Consider the following 24,901-nt stretch of genomic DNA (forward strand, 5'->3'; position numbering starts at 1 on the left):
TGGACGACACGCGTACTCGCGCGGACGACACGCGCACCGGAACGGACGACACGCCGAACCGCGGTCGGCCAGGCAGTGTCGTCCACCCAGGTACGCGTGTCGTCCACCCAGGTACGCGTGTCGTCCACCCAGGTACGCGTGTCGTCCACCCAGGCACGCGAGTCGTCCGTCTGGATACGCGAGTCGTCCAGCTGGGTACGTGTGGCGGCCGGTTCGTCTCGGGTCCAACGGCCCTGGTGACGTCGCCGGGGCGGGCGGATGGTGGGTGGATCGTCCGCCGCACCCGAAAGTCCTGACCATGCGTCACTTCGCCACCGCCGCCGGGATGCTGGCGGCAGCCGTGCTGGCCGGCGGCTGCACGGGGACGCCCGCCGCGCAGACTCCGCAGCCGGTGCCGACCACGGTCACCGCCGAGCCCGTGACCGTCACGGCCACCGTCACCACGACCGAAACCGTGCCCACCACGATCACCAAGGCCCAGGCCGCGCCAAAGACCACCCGCCCGAAGGCCGAGGACTGCCAGACCGGCAGCTGCCTGAACGCCGCCCGCGGGCTCAGCCAAGAGCAAGTGATCCGCGAGCGGGACGCCTGGCTCGCCACCCACCCCGGCTGGTGTGCGGCCGGGGAGACCGGCGCCGTCGCACCTTGCTGACCCTCAGCGGCCCTTTGTGCTTTCCCGGATCTCCAGGGCGAACGGGGTCTGGATGTCCTGCGGCGGAAGCCCCTTGTCCCCCGTGATGCGGCGGTGGACCAGGTCGATCGCCGCCTCGGCCAGTGCTGTCTTGTCCGGGGCGATCGTCGTCAACGCCGGCAGCGAGAACGCGCTCTCCTCGTTGTTGTCGAACCCCACGATCGCCACGTCCTCCGGTACCCGCAGCCCCAGCTCCGCCACCGCCCGCAACGCGCCGATCGCCAGGAGGTCGTTGAAGCAGAACACCGCGTCCGGTGGGGAATCCGAAGCCAGCAACGACCTCATCGCCGCCGCCCCCACCGACCTGTGCCACTTCTCCGCCGGCGCCACCAGTGAGTCCGAATAGGACAGTCCCGCCAGCGACAACGCCTCACGGTACCCGGCCAGACGCTGCGAGGACGTCCCGCGAGACGGGTTGCGGCCGATCGCCGCGATGCGCTTGCGGCCCAAAGAGGCCAAATGGGACACCGCCGTCTGCGCCGCCAGGACGTTGTCGATCGCCACGTGGTCGATCGGCACGTCCACCGCGTGCTCGCCCAGCATCACCAGCGGGATCTCGCCCGGTGACGGGAAGTCCGCGGCTTCCAGGGCCTCCGGGTGCACCAAAGCGCCGTCCACCAGGTGCGGGCCCAGCGAGAACAGCGTCTCCCGCTCACGGGAGCGCGTGCCCTGGGTCTGCTCGATCAGGACGCTCCAGCCGCGCTTCTGCGCCGCCGTGATGACCAGGCCCGCCAGCTCGCCGAAGTACGGGATCGACAGCTCCGGCACCATCAGCGCCAGGAACCCCGTCCGGCCGCGACGCAGGTTGCGCGCGCCCACGTTGGGCCGGTACCCGGTCGCCGCCAGGGCTTCCTCGACGCGCCGCCGGTTTTCCGGCTTCACGAAGGCATAGCCGTTGACCACGTTCGACACCGTCTTCACCGACACTCCGGCGAGCGTGGCGACGTCTTTGAGCGTCACGGTCACGGGCGGCTCCTTCTCAGATGGTGAGCCGAAGCATAGCGACATTTTGCCGGTTTACAACGTTGTTCCAACGATGTAAAAAGTACCTCAAGGCTCCCGCGGTGACTCCGATCACCCCGGTGAGCGGGCCCCACCGTCGCTGCCCGAGGAGTCACCGTGCCGCTGTCCACCCGTCCCCGCCTGGTCCTGGTCACCGCGGCCGCCGCCGCGCTCACCCTCACCTCATGCACTGCCAGGGAAGAGGCCCCGGCGGCGCCGTCGAGCGGCGGCGGGCCGGCCGCCTCCGCGCAGTCCGTCGCCCCGAGCGCCGACGGCTGCACCATCGACAAGACCGGTTACCCCAAGGTCGACCTCAAGACCGCGGTGGTCGGTTTCTCACAGTCCGAAAAGGAAGCCAACCCCTTCCGGATCGCCGAGACGCAGTCCATTCGCGACGAAGCCGCGAAGCTCGGCATCGCGAGCGACAAGCTGCTGGTCACCAACGCCCAGAGCGACCTGAACAAGCAGATCAGCGACATCAAGTCGATGCTCGACCGGGGCGCCCAGCTCCTGGTCGTCGCGCCGCTGAACTCCGACGGCCTCCAGCCCGCGCTCGACGCGGCGAAGGCCAAGAAGGTCCCGGTCGTCACCATCGACCGCAAGGTGACGTCGCAGCCGTGCACCGACTACCTGACCTTCATCGGCTCGAACTTCGTCGAGCAGGGCAAGCGCGCCGCGCAGGAGATGGCCCGCGTCACCGGCGGCACCGGCAAGGTCGCGATCCTGCTCGGCTCGTCCGGCAACAACGTGACCACCGACCGGACCAAGGGCTTCAAGGACGAGCTCGCCAAGACGGCCGGCCTCTCCGTGGTCGCCGAGCAGACCGGCGAGTTCGACCGCTCCAAGGGCCAGGCCGTGATGGAGCAGCTCATCCAGAGCCACCCCGACATCACCGCGGTCTACGCCGAGAACGACGAGATGGGCGTCGGCGCGGTCAACGCGCTGAAGACGGCGGGCAAGACGCCGGGCAAGGACGTCAAGGTCATCTCCATCGACGGCACCCGCAACGCCGTGCAGCTCATCGCCGACGGCAGCTACAACGCCGTGATCGAGTCCAACCCGCGCTTCGGCCCGCTGGCCTTCCAGACGCTGCAGAAGTTCGAGGGCGGCGAGGCCATCCCGGCCAGCATCGTCATCACCGACGACCAGTACGACGAGACCAACGCGACCCAGAAGGTCGGGAACGCGTACTGATGACGGCAGCCACCGAAGAGGACGTCGCCATGACGACCGCACCGGTGCTCGAGGTGGCCGGGGTGACCAAGCGGTTCCCCGGCACCCTCGCGCTCGACGACGTCAGCTTCGCGCTGCGACCCGGCGAGGTGCACGCGCTCGTCGGCGAGAACGGCGCCGGGAAGTCCACGCTCATCAAGGTGCTCACCGGCGTCTACCAGCCCGACGAGGGCGAGGTGCGCCACCTCGGCGAGCCGGTGACGTTCAAGCAGCCGATCGACGCGCAGCGGGCCGGGATCTCCACGATCTACCAGGAGGTCAACCTCGTCCCGCTGATGAGCATCGCCGGCAACGTCTTCCTCGGCCGCGAGCCGCGCACCAAGGCGGGGCTCGTCGACTGGTCCAAGATGTACGCCGACGCCCGCGAGCTGCTCAAGGGCTACGGCATCGACGACGACGTCAAGCGCCCGCTGCACACCCTCGCGGTCGGGGCGCAGCAGATGGTCGCCCTCGCCCGCGCGGTCTCGACCGACGCCAAGGTCGTCATCATGGACGAGCCGACGTCGTCGCTCGAGCCGCGCGAGGTCGAGACGCTCTTCGAGGTGCTGAACCGGCTGCACGCCGAAGGCATCGCGATCGTCTACGTCAGCCACCGGATGGACGAGCTGTACCGGGTCTGCGAGAGCGTCACCGTCCTGCGCGACGGCCGGGTGGTCCACAGTGGACCGCTCAAGGACCTGCCGCGCATCGAGCTCGTGTCCAAGATGCTCGGCCGGGAGATCAAGCAGATCCGCGAAGAGGGCGTCACGGCGTTCGGCGAGGAACACGACGTCGAGCGCGAACCGCTGCTCAAGGCGGAGAACCTCAGCGGCATGCGCAAGCTGCACGACGTCTCGGTGAGCATCCGGCCCGGCGAGGTCGTCGGCCTCGCCGGCCTGCTCGGCTCCGGCCGCAGCGAGACGGCGCGGGCCATCGTCGGGGCCTTCCCCCTCGACGGCGGATCCGTGCTGCTGGCCGGGAAACCGCTGCGCAAGGGCAAGATCAAGGCCGCCATGCGGGCCGGGATCGCGCTGCTGGCCGAGGACCGCAAGACCGACGGGATCATCCCGAACCTGTCGGTCCGCGAGAACATCGTGCTCGCCGCGCTGCCGACGCTCTCGCCGTTCGGCCTGGTCAGCAAGGCCAAGCAGGACAAGGTCGTCAAGATCTTCATGGACCGCCTGCGGATCAAGGCGTCCAGCCCGGAGCAGAAGGTGTCCGAGCTGTCGGGTGGCAACCAGCAGAAGGTGCTGCTCGCCCGCTGGCTCGCCACCGGCCCGAAGATCCTGCTGCTCGACGAGCCGACGCGCGGTATCGACGTCGGCGCCAAGGCCGAAGTGCAGGCACTGATCGACGAGCTCGCGCAGGAAGGGCTCGGCGTGCTGCTCATCTCGTCCGAGCTGGAAGAGCTGATCGACGGCTCCGACCGCGTGGTCGTGCTGCGCGACGGCTCGGTCGTCGGCGAGCTGACCGGCGACCGCATCACCGAGGAGAACGTCCTGACCGCGATCGCGGCAGAAGCAACCGGGGGTGACAACGATGTCTAGCGCCACCCTGACCAAAGCTCCCGACCGCGCGAAAGTCACCGCGTGGCTGCAGAACTACGGCGTCTACCTGGCCGTCGTCGTGCTGCTGCTGTTCAACGTCTTCTTCACCGAGAACTTCCTGTCCGCGGCCAACTTCCGCACCCAGCTGGTGCAGGCGGCGCCGGTCTGCATCGTCGCGCTCGGCATGGCGCTGGTGATCGGCACCGAGGGCATCGACCTGTCGGTCGGCTCGGTGATGGCGATCTCCGCCGCGCTCATCCCGCTCTACCTCGGCGCGGGCCCGCTGACGGCGATCATCGTCGCGGTCATCGCGGGTGTCGTGTCGGGCCTGTTCAGCGGATATCTGGTGGCCTACCTGGGCATCCAGCCGATCATCGCGACGCTGGCGCTGCTGGTCGGCGGGCGGGGACTCGCGCTGGTCATCGCGCACGGCCAGCTCGTCCAGGTCCGCAACCAGGACTTCCTGGAGCTGGGCACCGGCGACCTGCTCGGCGTGCCGATCATGGTCATCGTCGCGGGCGTGCTCGCGGTGCTGGCCGGGCTGGTCGTGCAGCGCACGACGTTCGGCCGGCACCTGGTCGCGGTCGGCGGCAACCGCGCCGCGAGCACCCTGGCCGGGCTGCCGGTGAAGCGCGTGCTGATCAGCGTCTACGTGATTTCCGGGGCACTGGCGGCCATCGCGGGCGTGCTCGCGACGTCACGGCTGGCCGCCAGCGACCCGAGCGACGTCGGCCTGCTGATGGAGCTGTCCGCGATCACCGCGGTTGTCGTCGGCGGCACGCCGCTGACCGGCGGCCGGGTCCGCGTGCTCGGCACCGTGTTCGGCGCGCTGCTCATGCAGCTCGTCCAAGCCACCCTGATCAAGCACAACCTGCCGGACTCCACCGCGCAGATGGTCCAGGCGGCCATCATCGTCGTCGCGGTCTACGTCGCGCGCGAGCGGAGCAGCCGATGACCGCCCAGACCACCACGCCGGTTCCGGCGCGCAACGCCGCGTTCGCCGGTGTCCTGCAGCGGCAGGGCGCGGCCGTGGTGCTCGTGCTCGGCGTCGCCGCCGCGTGGTTCGCGTTCCCGCACTTCGGCACGGCGGACAACCTGCGCAGCCTCGTCCTGCAGGGCTCGTTCCTCGCGGTGATCGCGCTCGGGATGACGTTCGTGATCATCTCCGGGGGCATCGACCTCTCGGTCGGCTCGAACTACGCGCTCGGCGGCGTCCTCGCCGCGTACGGCGCGCAGTACGGGCTGGTCGTGGCGATCCTCCTGCCGCTCGCGGTGTGTTCGCTGATCGGGTTCGTCAACGGCGTGCTCATCGCGCGCACGGGGATGGCGCCGTTCATCGTGACGCTGGCGTCGCTGCTGTTCGCCCGGGGTCTGTTGCTGGCACTGACCTCCGAGGGCTCGACGACGTACAAGGTGGACCCGGGCTCGGCGTTCCTCTGGCTCGGGCAGGGCACGATCTTCGGCATCGGCGTCCCGGTCTACCTGACGCTCATCCTGTTCGCGCTCGGCGGCCTGCTGCTGCGCCGCACCCGGTTCGGCCAGTCGGTGTTCGCCATCGGTGGCGCCGAGCAGTCCGCGCTGCTCATGGGCCTTCCGGTGGCCCGCACCAAGATCAGCCTCTACACGCTCAGCGGCGGGCTGGCCGGGTTCGCCGGCGTCCTCACCGCCGCGTACCTGCAGTCCGGCGTCACGGTGATCGGCGTCGGCACCGAGCTCGACGCGATCTCGGTCGTCGTCATCGGCGGCACGCTGCTCACCGGCGGCGCCGGGACGATCATCGGCACCCTCGTCGGCGTGCTGCTGCGCACGCTGATCCAGAACGTCATCAACCAGATCGGCACCCTCGACTCCAACTACCAGACGGTGGTGAGCGGGGCCTTCCTGCTCGTCGTCGTGGTGATCCAGCGCCTGCTGGCGCGCTCCCGAACCCGCTGAGCCCCAGTCCCCCCACAGGAGGTCTCAACGATGTTCCACCCTGCCCGAAAAACCAGAAGATGGCTGACCGCCGCCGCGGCGTTCGCCGTCGCGGTGGCCGGTCTCGGCACCGCGCCCGCCGCGAGCGCCGCCGACGCACCGCAGTGGCAACGGCTCACCCCGCCACTGTCGACGCCGTGGACCAAGGACGTCTCCCCCACCAACGCCCTCCCCGACTATCCGCGGCCGCAGCTGACCCGCGACCAGTGGCAGAACCTCAACGGCGTCTGGGAGTTCGCCAAGGCGACCCCCGGTGAGGCCGCCCCGATCGGGAAGACGCTCGGTGAGCGGATCCTCGTGCCGTACCCGGTCGAGTCCGCGCTGTCCGGGATCATGCGCCACGAGACGAACATGTGGTACCGCCGCACGTTCGAGGTCCCCAAGAACTGGCAGATCGGCAAGGGACAGCGGCTGCAGCTGCACTTCCAGGCCGTCGACTACGACGCCACGGTCATCGTCAACGGCAAGACCGTCGCCCACCACACCGGCGGGTACGACGCGTGGTCCGTCGACGTCACCGACGCGCTGACCACGAAGAAGGCCCAGGAGATCGTCGTCGGCGTCGCCGACCCGAACGACCAGGGCGGGCAGCCGATCGGCAAGCAGCGCCAGCCCGGCGACGGCATCTTCTACACGCCGTCCTCCGGCATCTGGCAGACCGTCTGGATGGAACCGGTCGCGACCGCGCACATCGACCGCCTGGATGTGACGCCGGACGTGGCGAGTGGCTCGGTCACGGTGAACGCCGTCGTCGGTGGGCCGGTGAAGCAGCGCGTCGAGGCCATCGCCTACGACCACGGCAGCCCGGTCGGGCGCGTGTCCGGCGACGCGAACAAGCCGTTGAAGCTCAAGGTGGACAAGCCGCACCTGTGGTCGCCGGACGACCCGTTCCTGTACGACCTGAAGGTGCGACTGTCCACAGGGGACGAAGTCGGCTCGTACTTCGGCATCCGGTCGATCAGCGTCGGCAAGACCGCCGACGGCAAGCAGCGGATGCTGCTCAACGGCAAGTTCGTCATGCAGGTCGGCCCGCTCGACCAGGGCTTCTGGCCGGACGGCATCTACACCGCGCCGACCGACGCGGCCCTGAAGTTCGACCTGCAGCAGGAGAAGGCGCTCGGCTTCAACATGGTGCGCAAGCACATCAAGGTCGAGCCCGACCGCTGGTACTACTACGCCGACAAGCTGGGCCTGATGGTGTGGCAGGACATGCCGGCGATGAAGGACGACATCGAGCCGTCGGCGGCGTCGCGCGTCAACTACGAGTACGAGATGAAGCGGATGATCGACCAGCACCGCAGCTTCCCGTCGATCGTCACGTGGGTGCCGTTCAACGAGGGCTGGGGCGACTACGAGGTCGGCCGCATCGCCGACGAGGTCAAGTCCTGGGACCCCTCGCGCCTGGTGAACGCCGAATCCGGCGTCAACTGCTGTAGGTCCGAACCGGACAGCGGCAAGGGTGACATCTACGACGACCACACCTACACGGGTCCCGGAACGCCGGTGCAGACCGGCACCCGCGCGGCGGTCGACGGCGAGTACGGCGGTCTCGGCCTCAAGGTCGCCGGGCACGAGTTCGACGCGGCGGGCAGCTTCGCCTACGAGATGGAGCCCGACAGCGCGACGCTGACCCGGCGCTACGGCGAGCTGCAGCAGCGCCTGCTGCTGGTCGCCCAGCGGTGCGGCGTCTCGGCCGGCGTCTACACGCAGACCACCGACGTCGAGAAGGAGGTCAACGGCTTCTTCACCTACGACCGGCAGGTGAAGAAGATGGACTTCGCGGCGGTCCGCGCGGCCAACCTCGCGGTGATCAAGGGTGCCACCGGCGCGCCGGTGACGTCGGGTCCCTCGGTACCCGCGGGCACGCCGGGCATCGACGGCATCGCGGCGTACGGCTTCGACGAGAACACCGGCACGACGACCGCGGACTCGGTCGGCGACCACGACGCCACGCTCGTCGGCGGCGCGTCCTGGACCGAGGGCAAGAGCGGTTCGGCGCTGGCGGTGAACGGGTCGGGCCAGTACGCCGACACGGGCGCGTCCCTGCTGAACACGGAAGGCAGCTACAGCGCGGCGGCGTGGGTGAAGTTCAACGCCGTGGGTGACGGCTTCCAGACCGTGGTCAGCCAGGACGGCGACAACACCAGCGCGTTCTTCCTGCAGTACTCGGGCCAGGACCACCGCCTGGCGATGAGCTTCGTGGGCACGCGGGCGCTGGCGCCCACGGCCCCGGAAGCGAACCGCTGGTACCACGTGGTCGGCGTCCGTGACGCGGCCGCGGGCACGCTGAAGCTGTACGTCGACGGGCAGCTGGCGGCCACGAAGAGCGTCTGCCTCGGCGACGCGTCGACGGGCCACACGGTGATCGGCCGCGGCAAGTACGGCGGCGGCCCGGTCGACTACCTCAACGGCGCGGTCGACCAGGTCCACGTCTACGACCGAGCCCTGTCCGACGCCGACGTGAGCGCGTTGTACAGCAGCGGCAAGTAAGCAACCGAAAGCACACCTGAGGCGTGTTGGACCCGGGGACCGCGATCGCGGTCCCCGGGTTTCGCACTTCAGGGGGTGAGCCTTTTGGGCTCTCGAAGAACGAAAGCGGGCATCGTCGCCGCCACCGCGGCCTTGCTGATGGCCGGCACGGCGCTGCCGGCTTCGGCCACGCAGATCACGTCGATCCAGTCGACGTCGTGGTCGTACATCGACTCGGCCCAGCCGGGGAAGAGCTTCGTCGACCCGGCCGGGGACGCGCCCATCGGCGCGAAGGTCGACCACGGCAAGAAGCACGTTTCCAAGTCCTACTTCACCTTCGACCTCACCGGGCTGCGCGGCGCCAAGGTGCTGTCCGCGGAGCTGTCCGGCCGGGAGACGGCGGTCGCCGACTGCTCGGCGCCCCGCGGCACCGAGCTGTGGGTCACGGCCCCGGCGAAGAAGGCGCCGACCTGGAACGACCAGCCTCGCGAGCTCACCAAGCTGGCCGGGCCGGGCAGCCTCGACGTCTGCCCGTCGGACTACCTCGACTGGGACGCCGGACCGGTGCTGCAGCAGGCGATCGACGCCGGCCGCACGTCGCTGACGATGGTGCTGCGCCTGCCGGACAACCAGCAGTACAACCCGCGTTTCGGCCGCACATACCGGCCGCTGCTGTACGTGAGCCTGGAGAAGAACCAGCCGCCGACGACACCGACCGCGCTCAAGACCGGTGAGCACCCCTGTTCAGAAGCCCCGCTCGTCCGCCGCGGCGGCGCCGCGATGTCGGCCACCGTCAGCGATCCGGACGACTACAGCTTCACGGCCGAGTTCGCCTGGTGGCCGGTGGACCACCCCGACCAGCGCGCGACCGGCACGGACGACGTCTACGGCTCCGGCGCGTACTACGACCCCGACAGCCGGCTCGCGGACGGCGTCACCTACGCGTGGCAGGTCCGCGCGAAGGACTCGCTGGCCGCGAGCCCGTGGAGCGAGACCTGCCGGTTCACCACGGACTTCACCGCACCGGCCACGGCGCCGGCGATCACCTCGACCGACTACGTGTACGAGGTGCCCGGCAAGGGCGGCATCGGCATCCCCGGCGACTTCACCCTCGACGCGGGCGGCGACACCGCGATCGTCGGCTTCCAGTGGCAAGCCGGGTTCACCGACAGCGGGTACGTCGCGGCCGACCGGCCCGGCGGCAAGGCCACCGTCCGGTACACCCCGCGTGACGACGGCCCGATGAGCATGTCGGCGAACGGCCTCGACGCCGCCGGGAACTACGGGCCGTCGGGCGACTACCGGTTCTTCGTGGCCCGCAACGGCCCGTCGATGACGTGCACGCCGGCCCGCGCCTTCCTGGGCGAGACCCGGCAGTGCACGTTCGGCCCGCACGGCACCGACGGTGCCACCTAGTACCTCTACAAGATCGACGACGAGCCGGAGGTCACCCTGCCCGCGGGCCCGGACGGCACCGCGGCGATCAGCGTCACCCCGACCGACGCCGCGAAGTCCTACCGCGTCAGCGTGCGGGCCCGGATGACCAACGGGAACCTGTCCGGCGACGGCGGCGGCCAGATCGACGTCGACCGGGGCGCGCCCACGGTCGACGCGCCCGCCGACGCCATGGTCGGCAAGCCGGTCGTCCTGACGCTGCACGCCGTGCTGCCGGGGTCGGCGTCGTTCACCTACGACTGGGACTACGGCGAGCGGGCGACCGTCCCGGTGGGCCCGGACGGCACGGCGCGGGTCACCGTGGTGCCGGACCGGCCGTACTACCACACGATCCGGGTGTCCACGACGACCGCGGCCGGGCTCGTGTCGGCGACGAACGAGGAGAGCGTCGTGGTCGGCTCGGACGAGCCGACCATCACGAGCACCGATTTCCCCGAGTGCTGCGAAGGCGGCTACGAAACCACGCCGGGCACGTTCACGTTCTCGTCGTCGCTTCCCGGCGTCGTGAGCTACACGTACTCGTACTTCGGGGCGCCGCCGGTCACCGTGCCCGCGGGACCGGACGGCACGGCGAGCGTCACCCTGACGCCGCTGAGCACCGACACGCAGTACCTGAACGTGACGAGCAAGTCCGCCGACGGATGGGTGTCGCAGCCGGGCTACTACCGCTTCCACCCGAAGTCGGCCGCCCCGCCGCTCACCTGTGACGCGACCGGCAACCTGCGGCCCGGCCAGGTGGTCCGCTGCACGCTGACGCCGGTCCAGCCGGGGTTGGCCTCGTACGGCTACCGCATCAGGGCGGACGAGACGACGCCGGACGTGGTGGTCCGGCCGAACGCCGACGGCACAGGGACCTTCGAGTTCACCGCGCCGCCGACCGACACGAAGATCTTCCTGTACGTGGACGCGTGGAGCGCCAACGCGGCGGGGCAGCGCACGGAGACGTCGTACGAGAGCTACTACGTCGATCCGGACGCGACGGCGAGGCGGGTGACACGCGCCGTTTGACCTGGAGCCCGCTCCAGCCGCTACCGTCGTGGTCATGACCGAAGATCGTTTCGAACGCGGCAAGCGGGCTCTGGTCGACCTCAACGGCGAAGAGACCGCCCAGCGCGTGCTGGACAGTCTGGAAGACGTCTCGCCGAAGCTCTCCGACAGTCTCGTGTCGTGGGGCTTCGGCGAGATCTACACGCGGCCGCAGCTCGTGCCGCGGGATCGGCAGCTCGTCACGCTCGGCATGCTGACCGCGCTCGGCGGGTGCGAGCCGCAGCTGGAGGTGCACGTCAACGCCTCCCTCAACGTCGGGCTCACGCCGGCGGAGATCGTCGAGGCGCTGCTGCAGTCGGCCGCCTACTGCGGGTTCCCGCGGGCGCTGAACGCGACGGCCGTGGCGAAGAAGGTCTTCGGCGAACGCGGGCTGCTCCCGGTGGCCGGCGCATGAAGGCCTTGGTGTTCGGCGCGACCGGCATGGTCGGGCAGGGCCTGCTGCGCGAGTGCCTGCTCGACGACCGGGTCGAGGCCGTCCTCGCGGTCGGCCGGTCCGCTCTCGGCGAAGCGCACCCGAAGCTGACCGAACGCGTCGAAAAGGACCTGTTCGCCCTCGAGCCGATCACCGGCTACGACGCGTGCTTCTTCTGCCTCGGCGTCTCCTCGGTCGGGATGGCGCCGGAGGAGTACGAGCGGATCACCTACCAGCTGACGCTTTCGGTGGCCGGGAAGCTGCCGGCGGACACCACTTTCGTGTACGTCTCGGGCGCCGGCACCGACAGCACCGAACGCGGCCGGGTGCGCTGGGCGCGCGTCAAGGGCGCCACGGAGAACGCGCTGGCGAAGCTGCCGCTGCGGACGTTCTCCGTCCGTCCCGGCTACATCCAGCCGCTGGGCGGGATCACGTCGAAGACCACGCTGTACCGGACGCTCTACCGCGTCGCGATGCCGCTGTACCCGGTGTTGCGGCGGCTGTTCCCCCGCTTCGTGACGACCAACCGCGAGCTCGGCCTGGCGATGCTGGAAGTCGCCGAGAACGGCTACGAGAAGCCGGTGCTCGAGAACGCCGACATCGTCACCGCCGCCGCGCGACGAGCCCGGCCAGCAGGTTCGTGAGCCCGTCGGCCAGCCCGGCCGCGAACGACGGCATCCCGCCCAGCTCGGCCGTGGCCGCCGCGACGGCGTCGGTCGGGTTGGCGTAGGGCCACGCCCCCGACACGAGGATCACCACGCCGAGCGCGAACTGCCGGGCGCCGTCGGGCGACAGCTCCGGCACGCGCTTGCGGACCAGCTCGCCGAGCCGCTCGGTGCTGGCCGCCGCGCGGGCCTTGAAGCTGCGGGCGAACCCCGGCGAGATGTTGCGTTCCAGCACCGGCGCCATCGCGCTGATCAGCTCGCACAGCAACCGCCGCTCGGCGAGCGTCTCGGCGATCTTCCCCGCGACACGCTCTTCGCGCGCGAAGCCGGGGTCCGCCGGTGCCGGGTCGCCGAGGTTCCCTTCGAGGTCGTCGAGCCACTCCGTCCACGCCGTGCCGAGGACCTCGAGGAAGACCGCCTCGCGGCTGTCGAAGTAGCGCAGCACGTTGGACTTCGCGAGCCCGACGTGACAGGCCAGCTCCCGCAGGCTGATCTCGGCGACCGGGCGCTCGGCCAGGAGCTCCCGCGCGGCGGCGAGGATCGCGGTGCGGCGCGCCTCGATCTGCTCGGGCCGCCGGGCTCGCTGGAATCCGGCGCTCATGGCGCCGACAGTATCGTCCTCAGCCGGGGTGCACGGACTCCCGCCGCGTCTTGACCCGGCGGTAGCTCCAGATCAGCAGCGCGAAGAGGATCACCGACGACAGGATCAGGCTCGACCCGGTGCTCCAGCCGCCGAACGGCAGCGACTTCACCAGGCCCCAGACGATCCCCGCCGCCAGCAGCGCCAGCCCGGCCAGCACCGAGCCCGCGATCCGCAGCGGCGAGGACACGCTGTCTTCCGCCGCCTTCATCGCGCGGTCGCGCACCGGGTCGACGTACCGCTCGAGCGCCGGGAACTCCGACGCGAGCAGCAGGAGCCCGGCGAGCACGAGCAGCAGCCCGGGGCCGGGCAGGACGAGCAGCAGCACCCCGACGATCAGCAGGACGGCGCCCGCCACCGTGATCAGGATCCGCTTCGCCTGTTTGCCGATGCCCACTGGGTCGCTCCCCTCGTTTCGCCCGATTGTTCCTGGTTGTGGCCTCGCGTGCCACTCACGACGGCCCGGACCCTGGCCGCGGCCACGACCAAGCCCGCCAGCGCGACCACGCCGAGCGCGGCCACGAGCCCCGGCCAGACGTAGAGCACCTGGGCGTAGGTACCCCGTCTTCCGGCGAATACCACCCCGAGCAGCCGAGGCAGGAACAAGAGCGGGACGAGCGGCAGCAACGGCGGCACGACCCGCCACCACCGGGGCTTGCGCCGGGCCCGCCGGACGCCCACGACGGCCAGCCCGACGGCGAGCAACGCCAGCGCCGCGAGCACCCGGTCGGCGATCACCCCGGCCGGCAGCGCGGGCTCCGGCGAACCGCCCCGGACCAGCTCCGCGATGCCCTGGGCCAGCAGTTCGGCCTCGTTGTCCAGCGACATCCCCATGGGCGTCATCACCGCGATCCCGTAGCCGTCCGGGAGCAGGATCTGCGCCGCGGTGTGGCTGAACCACTCCCCGGTGTGCGACACCTGACCGGCCCGGACGCTCCAGCCCAGCGCGTAGTCACGGCCGGGCGCGGGGGTGTGCGCGCTCCGGACCGACTCCGGGGACAGCACGCCGCCGCCGTCCCGCTGCGCGACCAGCCATTTCGCGAGGTCCTCGGCGGACGTGACGACGCCGTGGCTGCCGCCGGTGAACCAGTCCGGTTCGGCCACCGGCACCTCGAAGCCGAAGGCCCGGACGTACCCGGCGGTCCCGGCCGGCGGCTCGTCCACAGTGGTGCTCGACGCCATCCCGAGCGGCGCGAGGAGCCGCGTCCGGAGGTACTCCGCGAACGGCTGCCCGGCCACGACCTCGACGATCCGGGCGGCCACTTCGTAGTTCGGGTTGTGGTAGTGGAACTCCGTTCCAGGTTCGCTCGCCAGGCCTGCGTCACGCAGGCGTCCGACGGCTTCGGCGAGGGTGTGCGGCTGGGGAAGCGCGAGGTCGGGGAAGGCGAGTCGGCCATCCCGGACGTCTGGTCCAGCAGCATCCGGACGGTGATCCGCGCACTGCGGGGATCACCGAGCCGGAACTCCGGCAGGTAGCGCGTCACCGGCTCGTCGAGCCCGATCCGGCCGGCTTCGGCGAGCTGGAGCACCGCGAAGGCCGTCATGGACTTGCTCAGCGACGCGGCCGGCAGCCGGGTCGACGCGGTGATCGGCGCGCCCGCGGTGTCGTGGCCGTAGCCGGCGACGCGGACGACGTCACCGCCGTGCGTCACGACGACCGCGGCGCCGGGCAGGCCGGTGTGGTCGAGGTAGGCGCGGACGTACCCGTCGACGTCGGTCGTCGCGGCGGCGGCCGGGGTCGGTGTGGCGGTGCCGAGCAGGAGCACGGCGAGGACGAGGAAAAGCCTGGTCATGGAGGTCAAGGTAGGTGTCGCGGGCGGTCGCCGGCCGCTGCCGGACGACGTCGGCCACCCCCGACTTTCGACGGGGTCTTGACAGCCCGCCTATAGTCAACACATCAGTTGATAAACAGATTGGTTGATAAAGATGACGGTTGACGAGGAGGCGCTGGACCGGGCGTTCACCGCCCTCGGCGACCCGGTCCGCCGGGCGCTGGTCGCGCGGCTGTCCCGCGGCGAAGCGACGGTCAACGAGCTGGCCGAGCCCTTCGCGATCACGAAGCAGGCGGTGTCCCGGCACATCCAGGTGCTGGAGCAGGCCGGCCTGATCACGCGCAGCCGCGACGGGCAGCGCCGGCCGTGTCACCTCGTGCCGGCCGCCCTCGAAGCCCTCACCGGCTGGATCGACACGTACCGGCTGGCCACCGAACGCAGCTACCGGCGGCTCGACGCCGTCCTGGACACCCTGGAGGAAACGCCATGAGCACCACGATCACCGCCCAGCCGGGAACGCCGTTCATCGAGATCACCCGCGAGTTCGCGGCCCCGCCGGCCGCGGTCCTGCGCGCTCACACCGACCCGGAGCTGATCGTGAAGTGGCTGGGCCCGCACGGGATGGAGATGGAGCTCGTCGAGTTCGACGCCCGCTCCGGGGGTGCGTACGACTACATCCACCGCGACGAGCGCGGCGAGTACCGTTTCCGCGGCGTCTACCACACGGTGGGGCCCGACCGGATCATCCAGACGTTCGAGTTCCTGGGCGCACCAGGAGAAGTCACGCTCGAATCGATGACGTTGACCGCCGTCGACGGCCGCACCCGCATGGTGACGCGCTCGGTGTTCCCGTCGGTGGAGGCACGCGACGCGGCGCTGGAGAGCGGGATGAGCCGCGGCATCACGGAGTCGTTCGAGCGGCTCGACAAGGTTCTGGCGGACTGAGATGGCCACCGTCGTCGCGAGTTTCTGCATGTCACTGGACGGGTTCGTCGCGCGCCCCGACGATTCGGTCGGGCCGCTGTTCGACTGGTACACCGCGGGAGACGTGGAGGTACCGATGGTCGGCTACCCGATCACGTTCCGCGTTTCCCGGTCGAGCGCGGACTACCTGCGGTCCTTTATGGACACGGCCCGAGACGGCGCGTTCGTCTGCGGGCGGCGGGTGTTCGACTACACCCAGGGCTGGGGAGGCCGGCCGCCAGGTGGGGGTGCGGCTTTCGTCGTCACGCATCGGCCGCCGCCGTCGGACTGGCCTGCTTCTCAGCTGGAGCCGTTTACGTTTGTCTCTTCGGTGTCGCAGGCGGTCTCGCTGGCCAAGGCTGCCGGGGATGGGTATGTCGGCGTGTCCGGGCCGAGTATTGCTCAGCAGTGCTTGAACCTTGGGCTTCTCGATGAGGTACGGGTTGATCTCGTGCCCGTTTTTCTGGGGTCGGGGGTTCGGTACTTTTCTTCTCTGGACACGGATGCGTCGCTTGAGCGGGTTGAAGTTGTTGCCGGGGAGGGGGTTACCCACTTGCGTTATCGGGTTCGGTACCCGGGAGACCGAACCGGCCGCTTCGACGACGAAACCGGCGCCAGAGCGCCACAACCGCGAACACCCCTCAGTCGAGGCAGAACTCGTTCCCCTCAACATCCTGCATCACAATGCAAGACTCATTGAACCCATCGGCGAGCAGCACCTCGACAAGCACGGCACCCAGCCCGATCAACCGATCCCGCTCAGCCTCAAGCGCGGCCAACCGCTCGTCACCCACCAGCCCGGTACCCACCCGCACATCCAGATGCACCCGGTTCTTCACGACCTTGCCTTCCGGCACCCGCTGGAAGAACAACCGAGGCCCCACCCCCGACGGATCACCACAGGCAAACGCCGCCCCCCGACGCTCCAGCGGAAGGGACCGGTCGAAGTCAGCCCAGGTAGCGAACCCCTCCGGAGGTGGCGGCACCACGTACCCCAGCACCTCGCACCAGAACCGAGCCACCCGCTCGGGTTCCGCGCAGTCGAACGTGATCTGGACCTGCCTGATCGACCCCATCACCCCACCCTAGTGGCTCCCGATCACTCCCCCGCGCCAGCCAGCAGCTGGTCGAAAGGCACGAAATCCGTCACGGCCGCCACCGCGGGCCGTCCCGCGGCGAGGGAAGCCAGCTCCGCCCCCGCCTTCTCGATCCGTCGCTGCAGCGCACCCTCTCCGCTCCCCCAGTCCGACGAAGCCGCGTACACCCCCGTCGCCACCGGGTCCGCCTTCAAATACCCGAACAACGGCCGCAGCTGGTAGTCCAGGACCAGCGAGTGGCGCTCGGTTCCGCCCGTCGCACCCAGCAGGACCGGCTTGCCCACCAGCGAGTCCGCGTCCAGCACGTCGAAGAACGACTTGAACAGCCCGCTGTACCCGGCCGTAAAGACCGGCGTCACCACGATCAGCGCGTCCGCCTCCACCACCGTCGCGATCGCCGACCGCAGCGCCGGGCTCGGAAACCCGGTCAGCAGGTTCTTCGTCACGTCCAGGGCGATGTCGCGCAGCTCCACCACCGAAACCGACACCGGCGAATCGGACGCCGCCACCGTCGCCGCGGCCAGGCGGTCGGCCAGCAGCCGGGTCGACGACGGGACCGACAGCCCCGCCGTCACCACCGCGAGCTTCATGCCGACACCGCCTCGGAAGCCGAAGCCGCCGCCGAAGCCGAAGCCGCCGCAACCAGCGAAGCGTGCGTAGGCGCGTCCGGCACGTGCGCCGGCCGCATCGAGTCCAGCTCCTTGCGCAGCACCGGGACCACCTCGGAACCCAGCAGGTCGAGCTGCTCCAGCACCGTCTTCAGCGGCAGGCCCGCGTGGTCCATCAGGAACAGCTGGCGCTGGTAGTCACCGAAGTGCTCGCGGAACGTCAGCGTCTTGTCGATGACCTCCTGCGGGCTCCCCACGGTCAGCGGCGTCTGGTCGGTGAACTCCTCCAGCGACGGCCCGTGGCCGTACACCGGCGCGTTGTCGAAGTACGGGCGGAACTCGTTCCACGCGTCCTGGGACCTGGGCCGGATGAACGCCTGCCCGCCGAGCCCGACGATCGCCTGGTCCGCCGTCCCGTGGCCGTAGTGCTCGAAGCGCTGGCGGTAGAACGCGATCAGCTGCTGGAAGTGCGACGTCGGCCAGAAGATGTGGTTGGCGAAGAAGCCGTCGCCGTAGAACGCGGCCTGCTCGGCGATCTCCGGGCTGCGGATCGACCCGTGCCACACGAACGGCGGGACGTCGTCCAGCGGCCGCGGCGTGGACGTGAAGCCCTGCAGCGGCGTGCGGAACTTGCCTTCCCAGTCGACGACGTCCTCGCGCCACAGCCGGCGCAGCAGCGCGTACTTCTCGATCGCCAGCGGGATGCCCTGGCGGATGTCCTCGCCGAACCACGGGTAGACCGGGCCGGTGTTGCCGCGGCCCATCATGAGGTCGACGCGGCCGTCGGCGAGGTGCTGCAGCATCGCGAAGTCCTCGGCGATCTTCACCGGGTCGTTCGTGGTGATGAGCGTCGTCGACGTCGACAGGATGATCTTCGACGTCTGAGCCGCGATATGCCCCAGCATCGTCGTGGGCGACGACGGCACGAACGGCGGGTTGTGGTGTTCGCCGGTCGCGAAGACGTCGAGCCCGACCTCCTCCGCCTTCAGCGCGATCCGGACCATCGCCTTGATCCGCTCGTGCTCCGTGGGGGTGGTGCCGGTGGTGGGATCGGCCGTGACGTCGCCCACCGAGAAGATTCCGAACTGCATGACGTGCTCCCTTCGCGACCCTCATCTTACATGCGCGTTCAACTACTTCCAAGCAAGAGATATTCCGGCCGTCAAAGCCGTAGGGGGCACCAAGTAAGGTCTGGGACATGGACGCGGAGCTCGGTCGGCTGGGTCTGGCAGAACGTTCGGTACGACTACTCACGGGCCGCGACATCTGGGGCTCGATCACCCCACTGCTCGCGCCTCGCCGGAACCTGGTGGCCGCCTTCGGCCACGTCGGTCCCGGTGCGGCTGCCCTGTTGCCGTTGGAACCCGGCGACACGGTGATCACGGACGCGAGCCTGGACACCGTGCTGTCCGGTGCGACGAGCCCGCACGCCCTGCTGCACTGGGTGAAGGCGGGCGTGATCGTGCACTCGCTGCGCGGGCTGAACGCGAAGCTGGTGATCGCCGAGGACGACCCGTCGTTCGTGGTCGTCGGCTCGGCGGACGTCACCGCCGCCGGTCCGCGGCAGCTGTTCGAGGCGGTGACGGTCTCCCACGAGAAGCACACCGTCGAGGAGGCCCAGGAGGCCTGGCTCGAGTGGTGCGACCTGGCGGGCCCCGCGTTGACGGCGAGCGACCTGGAGCCGCTGCTGGAGCAGTACGGCGCCGGCAAGCCGGTGACCGCGCAGCGCCCCGCCGCCCCCGCCCGTTCCACTCCGCCCGCCCGGCCCGTCGTGACGAGCCGCCCGGCGACCCCCGTCCGGCCCGCCGCCGCGACGCCGGCGCCGTCGCCCGTCCGCCCCGCCCCGCCCGCTCCGGCGCCGTCCCCGGTCCGGCCCGCTCCGACACCGCCGCCGGAGCCCGCGCCGGTCGCCGAGGTCGCGCCGCCGCCCGCCCCGGTGGAGACGCCGGCCCCGGAACCGGTTGCGACAGCAGCCGTCGTGACCGAGCCGGACACCGGCGACACGCCGGAGACGCAGACCGACGTACCTCGCCCCTCCTGGCCGCGCCCGGCCGAGTTGTACCTCGTCAGCCTCGTCGAAGGCGGCGAGCCGTCGGCGGAGGCCGAGTACCGGCTCGAAGAGCTGGCGCGCGAGTACACCCATCCCGGCGAAAACGGCGAACAGCCGTTCCGCGTCGAGCTGTTCTGGGCCGACGACGGCCAGGGCCAGGACCCGCCGCGCACGCTGCGCGCGGGCGTGCACGTGATCCGCGTCTACAGCCAGAAGCAGGGCCGGGCCCTGGTCGGGTCGCGGATCGAGGCCCCCGGTCTCGTGCTGCAGGCCCACACCGACGAGTTCGCCTACCCGCGCCGCACCTACTGCTACATCCTGACCCGGGAGTCGTCCGCGCGGCCGGCGTTCGGCGAGCTCCGCAAGGGCCTCGCGACGATCGGCGAGAAGCCGAACTTCCGGAACAGCTTCCAGGTCCCGCGGAAGATCGAAGCCCTGCTCGGCCTGTGGCCCGACCTGGGCTACGACCCCAAGTAGCGAGCGGCGCGCGCCACTCCGGAGCAGGGAGCGCGCGGAAGTTGTCGGGGTGGGCGGATATCCTGCAGTACGGTGCAGGCCGAGTCCGCACCACCACCAGCACTTTTCGCGAGCCACGATCCGGGAGAACGACCCTGTGACTGCCGAGACCTTGTACGGGGCCGACGACCTGACCCATCTCGAAGGTCTCGAGGCCGTCCGCAAACGCCCCGGGATGTACATCGGCTCCACCGACAGCCGGGGCATCAACCACCTCTTCTCCGAGGTGGTCGACAACTCGACGGACGAGGGTGTCGCCGGCCACGCGACGCGCGTCGTCGTCACCCTGCACGCCGACGGCAGCGTCCAGGTGGACGACGACGGCCGCGGCATCCCCACCGGCACCCACGCGAAGTCCGGTTTGTCCGGCGTGGAGCTGGTGCTGACCCGGCTGCACGCCGGCGGCAAGTTCGGCGGCTCCGGCTACAAGACCTCCGGCGGCCTGCACGGTGTCGGCGCTTCGGCGGTCAACGCGCTGTCGCACCGCTTCGACGTCACGGTGAAGCAGGACGGCAAGGTCCACCAGATGTCGTTCAAGCACGGCGTCCCCGGCACCTTCGACGCGCCCGGCCCGAAGGCCAAGTTCACCCGCCGCTCCGGGCTGAACCTCGTCGGCAAGATGAAGCGCGGCGAGCGCGGCGGCACGTCGATCCGCTACTGGTACGACTCGCGCTACTTCGAGTCCGGCGCGGCGCTGGACGTCGAGGGCGTGCGGGCCAAGCTGCGCAACACCGCGTTCCTCGTCCCGGGTGTCACGTACGTGCTGCGCACCGCGATCGAAGACACCATCAACGAAGAGACCTTCCACTTCCCGCACGGTCTCGCCGACATGGTCGACTTCCTCGCCCCGTCGGGTGAAAAGCCGGTCTGCGGCACGCTGCTGATCACCGGCGAGGGCACGTACAAGGAGAACGCGGCGGACGCGGCGGGCGTCATGCAGTCCAATGTGGAGCGCCGGGCCGAGGTCGAGGTGGCGCTGCGCTGGGGCACCGGCTACGAGCGCACGGTGGAGTGCTTCACCAACACGATCCGCAACGTCCACGGCGGCACGCACCGCCGCGGCTTCGACCGCGCGATGGCGAAGGCGTTGCAGGACGCGATCTCCAAGACCCGCGGGCTGCTCAAGCCCAAGGAGGACATGCCGACGATCGAGGACGTCCTCGAGGGCATGACCGCGGTGATCCACGTCCGGCTGCCGGAGCCGCAGTTCACGTCGCAGACGAAGGACGAGCTGTCCACCGCCGGCATCACCCGCGTCCTCCAGGGCATCGTCGACAAGCACGTCAAGGCCTGGACCGAGGACCGCAAGACGAAGTCCGAGGCCAAGGTCGTGCTGCAGAAGGTGGTCGACGCCTCCCGCGTCCGGCTCACCCAGAAGCAGCAGAAGGACGCGGCCCGGCGCAAGACCGCCCTCGAGGGCGCGGCGATGCCGCCGAAGCTGGTCGACTGCCGCACCACCGGCGTCTCCCGCAGCGAGCTCTTCCTGGTCGAGGGCGACAGCGCGCTCGGGTCGGCGCGCATGGCGCGCGTGTCCGAGTACCAGGCGCTGCTGCCGCTGCGCGGCAAGATCCTGAACGTGCAGAAGGCGTCGCTGGGCGACACGCTGAAGAACGCCGAGATCGCGTCGATCGTGCAGGTCCTCGGCGCGGGCACCGGGCGCACGTTCGACCTGACGACCATGCGCTACGGCCGCGTCATCCTGATGGCGGACGCGGACGTCGACGGCTCGCACATCCGGACCCTGCTGATCACGCTGTTCGCGAAGTACATGCGCCCGGTGATCGAGGACGGCCGGCTGTACGCGGCGATGCCGCCGCTGCACAAGCTCGTCACCAAGGGCCGCAACCCGGAGACGCACTTCACCTTCACGCAGCAGGAGATGGAGTCGAAGTTCGCCGAGCTGGAGCGGGCGGGCAAGAGCATCGTCACGCCGGTGCCGCGGTTCAAGGGCCTCGGCGAGATGGACGCCGACGAGCTGTGGGACACCACGATGAACCCGGCCAGCCGCTCGGTCCGCCGGATCACCATGGACGACGCCGAGGCCGCCGAGGGCGCGCTGGAACTGCTGATGGGTGAGAAGGTCGAGCCCCGGCGGAACTGGCTGGTCGCCTCTTCGGACCGGATCGACCGCGACGCCATCGACGCTTAAATTTCGCAGCTACCAAGGAGTTCAGCCGTGGCACGCCGCAAGGGCACCACCACCAAGGTCGATCCCAGCGCGTTCGACTCCGCCGGGGCGAACGTCTTCGACAACTCGCTGAAGACCGAGATCGAAGACAGCTACCTGGAGTACGCGTACTCGGTCATCCACTCGCGCGCCCTGCCGGACGCGCGGGACGGGTTGAAGCCGGTGCACCGCCGGATCCTGTACTCGATGAACGAGAACGGCTACCGCCCGACGCACGCGTACGTGAAGTCGTCGCGCGTGGTCGGCGACGTGATGGGCAAGTACCACCCGCACGGTGACGTCGCGATCTACGACGCGATGGTGCGGCTGGCGCAGGACTTCTCGCTGAACGTCCCGCTCATCGACGGCCACGGCAACTTCGGCTCGCCCGACGACGGCCCGGCCGCGTCGCGGTACACCGAAGCGCGCATGTCGCCCGAGGCGATGCAGCTGGTCGGCGAGCTCGGCGAGGACACCGTCGACTTCCGCCCGAACTACGACGGTTCGCTCGAAGAGCCGACCGTGCTGCCGGCGGCGTTCCCGAACCTGCTGGTCAACGGCACGTCCGGGATCGCGGTCGGGATGGCGACCAACATGATCCCGCACAACCTCGGCGAGGTCGTCGCGGCCGCGCGGTGGCTGATCACGCACCCCACCGCGACGCTCGACAAGCTGATGGAGTTCGTCCCGGGCCCCGACCTGCCGACCGGCGGCAGCCTGCTGGGCCTGGACGAGGTGCGCCGCGCGTACGAGACCGGCCGCGGTGTCGTCCGGATGCGCGCGAACTGCGAGACCGGGCCCCTTGAGGGCAGCCGCGGGCGGCAGGCGATCACCGTCACCGAGCTGCCCTACGGCGTCGGCCCGGAGAAGGTGATCGAAAAGATCACCGACGAGGTCAACAAGTCCAAGCGGCTCACGGGCATCGCCGACGTCAAGGACCTCACCGACCGCGAGAACGGCACGCGGCTGGTCATCGAGTGCAAGGTCGGCGTCAACCCGCAGGCGCTGCTCGCGGACCTGTACCGGCTGACGCCGCTGGAGCAGTCGTTCGGCATCAACAACCTGGTGCTCGTCGACGGCCAGCCGCAGACGCTGGGGCTGAAGGAGCTGCTGGAGGTCTTCCTCCGGCACCGCTACGAGGTCGTCACGCGGCGCACGAAGTACCGGCGCCGCAAGCGCGAAGAGCGGCTGCACCTGGTCGACGGCCTGCTGGTCGCGCTGCTGAACATCGACAAGGTGATCAAGCTCATCCGCGAGAGCGAGAACGCGCAGGCCGCCAAGGACGGCTTGATGACGCGCTTCAAGCTGTCGGAGATCCAGGCGACGTACATCCTCGACACCCCGCTGCGCCGGCTCACGAAGTACGACCGCCTCGAGCTGGAGTCGGAGCAGGAGCGGCTGCGCGAGGAGATCGCCGAGCTGACCAAGATCCTCGACGACGAGTCGGTGCTGAAGAAGCTGGTCTCGGCGGAGCTGGCGAAGATCGCGAAGGACTTCCCGACCGAGCGCCGCACCTCGCTGATCGACGGTGACCTGAAGGAGGTCCTGGCCGCGTCGAAGCCGTCCGGGCCGCTGGAGGTCACCGACGACCCGTGCCAGGTGATCCTGTCGGCGACCGGGCTGGTGGCGCGCACCGCGGCGGAGTCCGAGGAGTCGACGGAGACCCGCCGGCGCAACGGCCGCGTGAAGCACGACGCCGTCGCGGCGGTGGTCCACACGACCGCGCGCGGGCAGGTGCTGCTGGTGACGAGCCGCGGCCGGGCGTTCAAGACGGACGTGCTGCCGTTGCCGGTGCTGCCGGAGCAGGCGGGCACGGTCTCGCTGCGCGGCGGCATGGCGGCGCGCGAGCTGGTGCCGTTGGAGAAGGGCGAGACGGTCGTCGGGATCGCGCCGCTGGGCGAGCAGGCGGCGAGTTCGCCGGGCCTGGCGCTGGGCACGAAGGCCGGCGTGGTGAAGATCTGTTCGCCGGAGTGGCCGGTCCGTTCGGACGAGTTCGAGGTGATCTCGCTGAAGGACGGCGACGAGGTCGTCGGCGCGACGTGGCTGAAGGACGGTTCGGAGACGCTGGCGTTCGTGTCCTCGGAGGCGGCGCTGCTGAAGTACGCGGCCTCACTGGTCCGCCCGCAGGGCCTGAAGGGCGGCGGCATGGCGGGCATCAACGTGGGCGCGGGCACGGTGGTGTTCTTCGGAGCGATCCGCACGGACGACGACGAACACGGCGAGCCCCTGGTCATCACATCGTCCGGCCAGAGCGTGAAGGTAACGCCGTTCAGCGAGTACCCGGCAAAGGGCCGCGCGACGGGCGGAGTCAGGGCCCAGCGGTTCTTGAAGGGCGAGACGGCGCTGCGAGTGGCATGGATCGGCCCCCGCCCGGCAGGCGCGGCCCGCAACGGAGACCCGGTGGAGCTCCCGGAGATCGACGTCCGCCGCGACGGTTCGGGCCACGCCCACCCAGGCCCGGACGTGGTAGGCCACCTAATCGAGCGCGACTGACGGTCGTGGGGGGGGAAAAGGGGTGGAACAACGTTTTTCCCCCACAACCCCCCACCAGGAGAAATAGTCTGTTAGGGACGAACAGAAGTCTTTTATCTGTGTCTTTTTTCTTCAGCGCCCG

21 protein-coding genes and 1 pseudogene are annotated in these 24,901 nt (G+C 70.0%); 15 read left to right on the forward strand and 7 right to left on the reverse strand.

From position 1 onward, the window contains the following. Window positions 1-298 precede the first annotated feature (298 nt). Entirely contained in the window at window positions 299-652 is a 354-nt protein-coding gene (locus tag ACZ7PG_RS46315) for a hypothetical protein (RefSeq protein WP_470245581.1), read from the forward strand. A gap of 3 nt (window positions 653-655) precedes the next feature. Here the strand turns inward: ACZ7PG_RS46315 and ACZ7PG_RS46320 are convergent, their stop codons facing one another. After that, on the reverse strand, window positions 656-1,657 hold the full coding sequence (locus ACZ7PG_RS46320) for a LacI family DNA-binding transcriptional regulator (RefSeq protein WP_470245582.1): 1,002 nt from the start codon (window positions 1,655-1,657) through the stop codon (window positions 656-658). Window positions 1,658-1,810: 153 nt separating this feature from the next. Between ACZ7PG_RS46320 and ACZ7PG_RS46325 the strand changes: the two genes are divergently transcribed. The 9 genes from ACZ7PG_RS46325 (at window position 1,811) to ACZ7PG_RS46365 (ending at window position 12,453) form a co-directional block, all read left to right on the forward strand. After that, window positions 1,811-2,887, forward strand: coding sequence for an ABC transporter substrate-binding protein (locus tag ACZ7PG_RS46325; protein WP_470245583.1), 1,077 nt, complete (start codon window positions 1,811-1,813; stop codon window positions 2,885-2,887). Then, complete coding sequence (locus ACZ7PG_RS46330; protein ID WP_470245584.1) at window positions 2,887-4,452, forward strand: sugar ABC transporter ATP-binding protein; 1,566 nt, start codon at window positions 2,887-2,889, stop codon at window positions 4,450-4,452. The genes ACZ7PG_RS46325 and ACZ7PG_RS46330 overlap by 1 nt, the downstream gene beginning before the upstream one ends. Continuing rightward, window positions 4,445-5,407, forward strand: coding sequence for an ABC transporter permease (locus tag ACZ7PG_RS46335; RefSeq protein WP_470245585.1), 963 nt, complete (start codon window positions 4,445-4,447; stop codon window positions 5,405-5,407). The genes ACZ7PG_RS46330 and ACZ7PG_RS46335 overlap by 8 nt, the downstream gene beginning before the upstream one ends. Further along, window positions 5,404-6,387 carry an ABC transporter permease gene (locus ACZ7PG_RS46340; protein ID WP_470245586.1) on the forward strand — a complete coding sequence of 328 codons (984 nt, stop codon included), beginning with the start codon at window positions 5,404-5,406 and terminating at the stop codon, window positions 6,385-6,387. Before ACZ7PG_RS46335 ends, ACZ7PG_RS46340 begins: the two co-directional genes overlap by 4 nt. A 30-nt stretch (window positions 6,388-6,417) precedes the next feature. Further along, entirely contained in the window at window positions 6,418-8,916 is a 2,499-nt protein-coding gene (locus ACZ7PG_RS46345; RefSeq protein ID WP_470245587.1) for a LamG-like jellyroll fold domain-containing protein, read from the forward strand. A gap of 84 nt (window positions 8,917-9,000) precedes the next feature. Then, complete coding sequence (locus ACZ7PG_RS46350) at window positions 9,001-10,311, forward strand: DNRLRE domain-containing protein (protein WP_470245588.1); 1,311 nt, start codon at window positions 9,001-9,003, stop codon at window positions 10,309-10,311. Between the two features lie 123 nt (window positions 10,312-10,434). After that, complete coding sequence (locus ACZ7PG_RS46355; protein ID WP_470245589.1) at window positions 10,435-11,358, forward strand: hypothetical protein; 924 nt, start codon at window positions 10,435-10,437, stop codon at window positions 11,356-11,358. A gap of 34 nt (window positions 11,359-11,392) precedes the next feature. Beyond that, complete coding sequence (locus ACZ7PG_RS46360) at window positions 11,393-11,791, forward strand: carboxymuconolactone decarboxylase family protein (protein ID WP_470245590.1); 399 nt, start codon at window positions 11,393-11,395, stop codon at window positions 11,789-11,791. After that, entirely contained in the window at window positions 11,788-12,453 is a 666-nt protein-coding gene (locus ACZ7PG_RS46365; protein ID WP_470245591.1) for a Rossmann-fold NAD(P)-binding domain-containing protein, read from the forward strand. Before ACZ7PG_RS46360 ends, ACZ7PG_RS46365 begins: the two co-directional genes overlap by 4 nt. On the opposite strand, the gene ACZ7PG_RS46370 is transcribed toward ACZ7PG_RS46365, so the two are convergent. The 3 genes and pseudogenes from ACZ7PG_RS46370 to ACZ7PG_RS46380 form a co-directional block, all read right to left on the reverse strand. Beyond that, window positions 12,413-13,075: a TetR/AcrR family transcriptional regulator gene (locus ACZ7PG_RS46370; RefSeq protein ID WP_470245592.1), complete on the reverse strand. Its 663-nt coding sequence runs from the start codon at window positions 13,073-13,075 to the stop codon at window positions 12,413-12,415. The two genes, ACZ7PG_RS46365 and ACZ7PG_RS46370, sit on opposite strands and share 41 nt — an antisense overlap. 19 nt (window positions 13,076-13,094) lie before the next feature. Beyond that, window positions 13,095-13,511, reverse strand: a complete 417-nt coding sequence (locus tag ACZ7PG_RS46375; RefSeq protein ID WP_470245593.1) for a PGPGW domain-containing protein — start codon at window positions 13,509-13,511, stop codon at window positions 13,095-13,097. Further along, a pseudogene (locus tag ACZ7PG_RS46380) lies at window positions 13,478-14,907 on the reverse strand (serine hydrolase domain-containing protein). Before ACZ7PG_RS46380 ends, ACZ7PG_RS46375 begins: the two are co-directional and overlap by 34 nt. Before the next feature lie 133 nt (window positions 14,908-15,040). Here ACZ7PG_RS46380 and ACZ7PG_RS46385 point away from each other — a divergent pair. Together ACZ7PG_RS46385 and ACZ7PG_RS46390 are read left to right on the forward strand one after the other, a co-directional pair. Then, entirely contained in the window at window positions 15,041-15,376 is a 336-nt protein-coding gene (locus ACZ7PG_RS46385; protein WP_470245594.1) for an ArsR/SmtB family transcription factor, read from the forward strand. Then, entirely contained in the window at window positions 15,373-15,831 is a 459-nt protein-coding gene (locus ACZ7PG_RS46390) for an SRPBCC family protein (RefSeq protein ID WP_470245595.1), read from the forward strand. The genes ACZ7PG_RS46385 and ACZ7PG_RS46390 overlap by 4 nt, the downstream gene beginning before the upstream one ends. A 659-nt stretch (window positions 15,832-16,490) precedes the next feature. Here ACZ7PG_RS46390 and ACZ7PG_RS46395 read toward each other — a convergent pair. Genes ACZ7PG_RS46395 through ACZ7PG_RS46405 form a run of 3 tightly spaced genes read right to left on the reverse strand, consistent with a single transcriptional unit; the run spans window position 16,491 to window position 18,645 of the window. Beyond that, a complete protein-coding gene (locus ACZ7PG_RS46395) occupies window positions 16,491-16,925 on the reverse strand; it encodes a VOC family protein (protein WP_470245596.1) in 435 nt (144 codons plus the stop codon). Window positions 16,926-16,948: 23 nt separating this feature from the next. Continuing rightward, entirely contained in the window at window positions 16,949-17,536 is a 588-nt protein-coding gene (locus tag ACZ7PG_RS46400) for a CE1759 family FMN reductase (RefSeq protein ID WP_470245597.1), read from the reverse strand. Beyond that, window positions 17,533-18,645, reverse strand: a complete 1,113-nt coding sequence (locus ACZ7PG_RS46405) for an LLM class flavin-dependent oxidoreductase (RefSeq protein ID WP_470245598.1) — start codon at window positions 18,643-18,645, stop codon at window positions 17,533-17,535. Before ACZ7PG_RS46405 ends, ACZ7PG_RS46400 begins: the two co-directional genes overlap by 4 nt. Window positions 18,646-18,752: 107 nt before the next feature. On the opposite strand from ACZ7PG_RS46405, the gene ACZ7PG_RS46410 reads away from it, so the two are divergent. The 3 genes from ACZ7PG_RS46410 to ACZ7PG_RS46420 all read left to right on the forward strand — a co-directional run bounded on the left by ACZ7PG_RS46410 (window position 18,753) and on the right by ACZ7PG_RS46420 (window position 24,780). Beyond that, window positions 18,753-20,081 carry a phospholipase D-like domain-containing protein gene (locus tag ACZ7PG_RS46410; protein WP_470245599.1) on the forward strand — a complete coding sequence of 443 codons (1,329 nt, stop codon included), beginning with the start codon at window positions 18,753-18,755 and terminating at the stop codon, window positions 20,079-20,081. A gap of 136 nt (window positions 20,082-20,217) precedes the next feature. Continuing rightward, the gene (locus ACZ7PG_RS46415; protein WP_470245600.1) at window positions 20,218-22,269 is read left to right on the forward strand and encodes a DNA gyrase/topoisomerase IV subunit B; all 2,052 of its coding nucleotides are present in this window, start codon (window positions 20,218-20,220) and stop codon (window positions 22,267-22,269) included. A gap of 27 nt (window positions 22,270-22,296) precedes the next feature. After that, on the forward strand, window positions 22,297-24,780 hold the full coding sequence (locus ACZ7PG_RS46420) for a DNA gyrase/topoisomerase IV subunit A (RefSeq protein ID WP_470245601.1): 2,484 nt from the start codon (window positions 22,297-22,299) through the stop codon (window positions 24,778-24,780). The last annotated feature ends 121 nt before the right edge of the window (window positions 24,781-24,901 follow it).

This window comes from Amycolatopsis sp. NPDC114504 (assembly GCF_055633595.1).

Coding starts and splice junctions, on each gene's coding strand:
- ACZ7PG_RS46315 (WP_470245581.1), top strand. CDS start 299: ATGCGTCACTTCGCCACCGCCGCCGGGATGCTGGCGGCAGCCGTGCTG.
- ACZ7PG_RS46330 (WP_470245584.1), top strand. CDS start 2,887: ATGACGGCAGCCACCGAAGAGGACGTCGCCATGACGACCGCACCGGTG.
- ACZ7PG_RS46335 (WP_470245585.1), top strand. CDS start 4,445: ATGTCTAGCGCCACCCTGACCAAAGCTCCCGACCGCGCGAAAGTCACC.
- ACZ7PG_RS46340 (WP_470245586.1), top strand. CDS start 5,404: ATGACCGCCCAGACCACCACGCCGGTTCCGGCGCGCAACGCCGCGTTC.
- ACZ7PG_RS46345 (WP_470245587.1), top strand. CDS start 6,418: ATGTTCCACCCTGCCCGAAAAACCAGAAGATGGCTGACCGCCGCCGCG.
- ACZ7PG_RS46355 (WP_470245589.1), top strand. CDS start 10,435: ATGACCAACGGGAACCTGTCCGGCGACGGCGGCGGCCAGATCGACGTC.
- ACZ7PG_RS46360 (WP_470245590.1), top strand. CDS start 11,393: ATGACCGAAGATCGTTTCGAACGCGGCAAGCGGGCTCTGGTCGACCTC.
- ACZ7PG_RS46365 (WP_470245591.1), top strand. CDS start 11,788: ATGAAGGCCTTGGTGTTCGGCGCGACCGGCATGGTCGGGCAGGGCCTG.
- ACZ7PG_RS46370 (WP_470245592.1), bottom strand. CDS start 13,075: ATGAGCGCCGGATTCCAGCGAGCCCGGCGGCCCGAGCAGATCGAGGCG.
- ACZ7PG_RS46385 (WP_470245594.1), top strand. CDS start 15,041: ATGACGGTTGACGAGGAGGCGCTGGACCGGGCGTTCACCGCCCTCGGC.
- ACZ7PG_RS46390 (WP_470245595.1), top strand. CDS start 15,373: ATGAGCACCACGATCACCGCCCAGCCGGGAACGCCGTTCATCGAGATC.
- ACZ7PG_RS46395 (WP_470245596.1), bottom strand. CDS start 16,925: ATGGGGTCGATCAGGCAGGTCCAGATCACGTTCGACTGCGCGGAACCC.
- ACZ7PG_RS46400 (WP_470245597.1), bottom strand. CDS start 17,536: ATGAAGCTCGCGGTGGTGACGGCGGGGCTGTCGGTCCCGTCGTCGACC.
- ACZ7PG_RS46405 (WP_470245598.1), bottom strand. CDS start 18,645: ATGCAGTTCGGAATCTTCTCGGTGGGCGACGTCACGGCCGATCCCACC.
- ACZ7PG_RS46410 (WP_470245599.1), top strand. CDS start 18,753: ATGGACGCGGAGCTCGGTCGGCTGGGTCTGGCAGAACGTTCGGTACGA.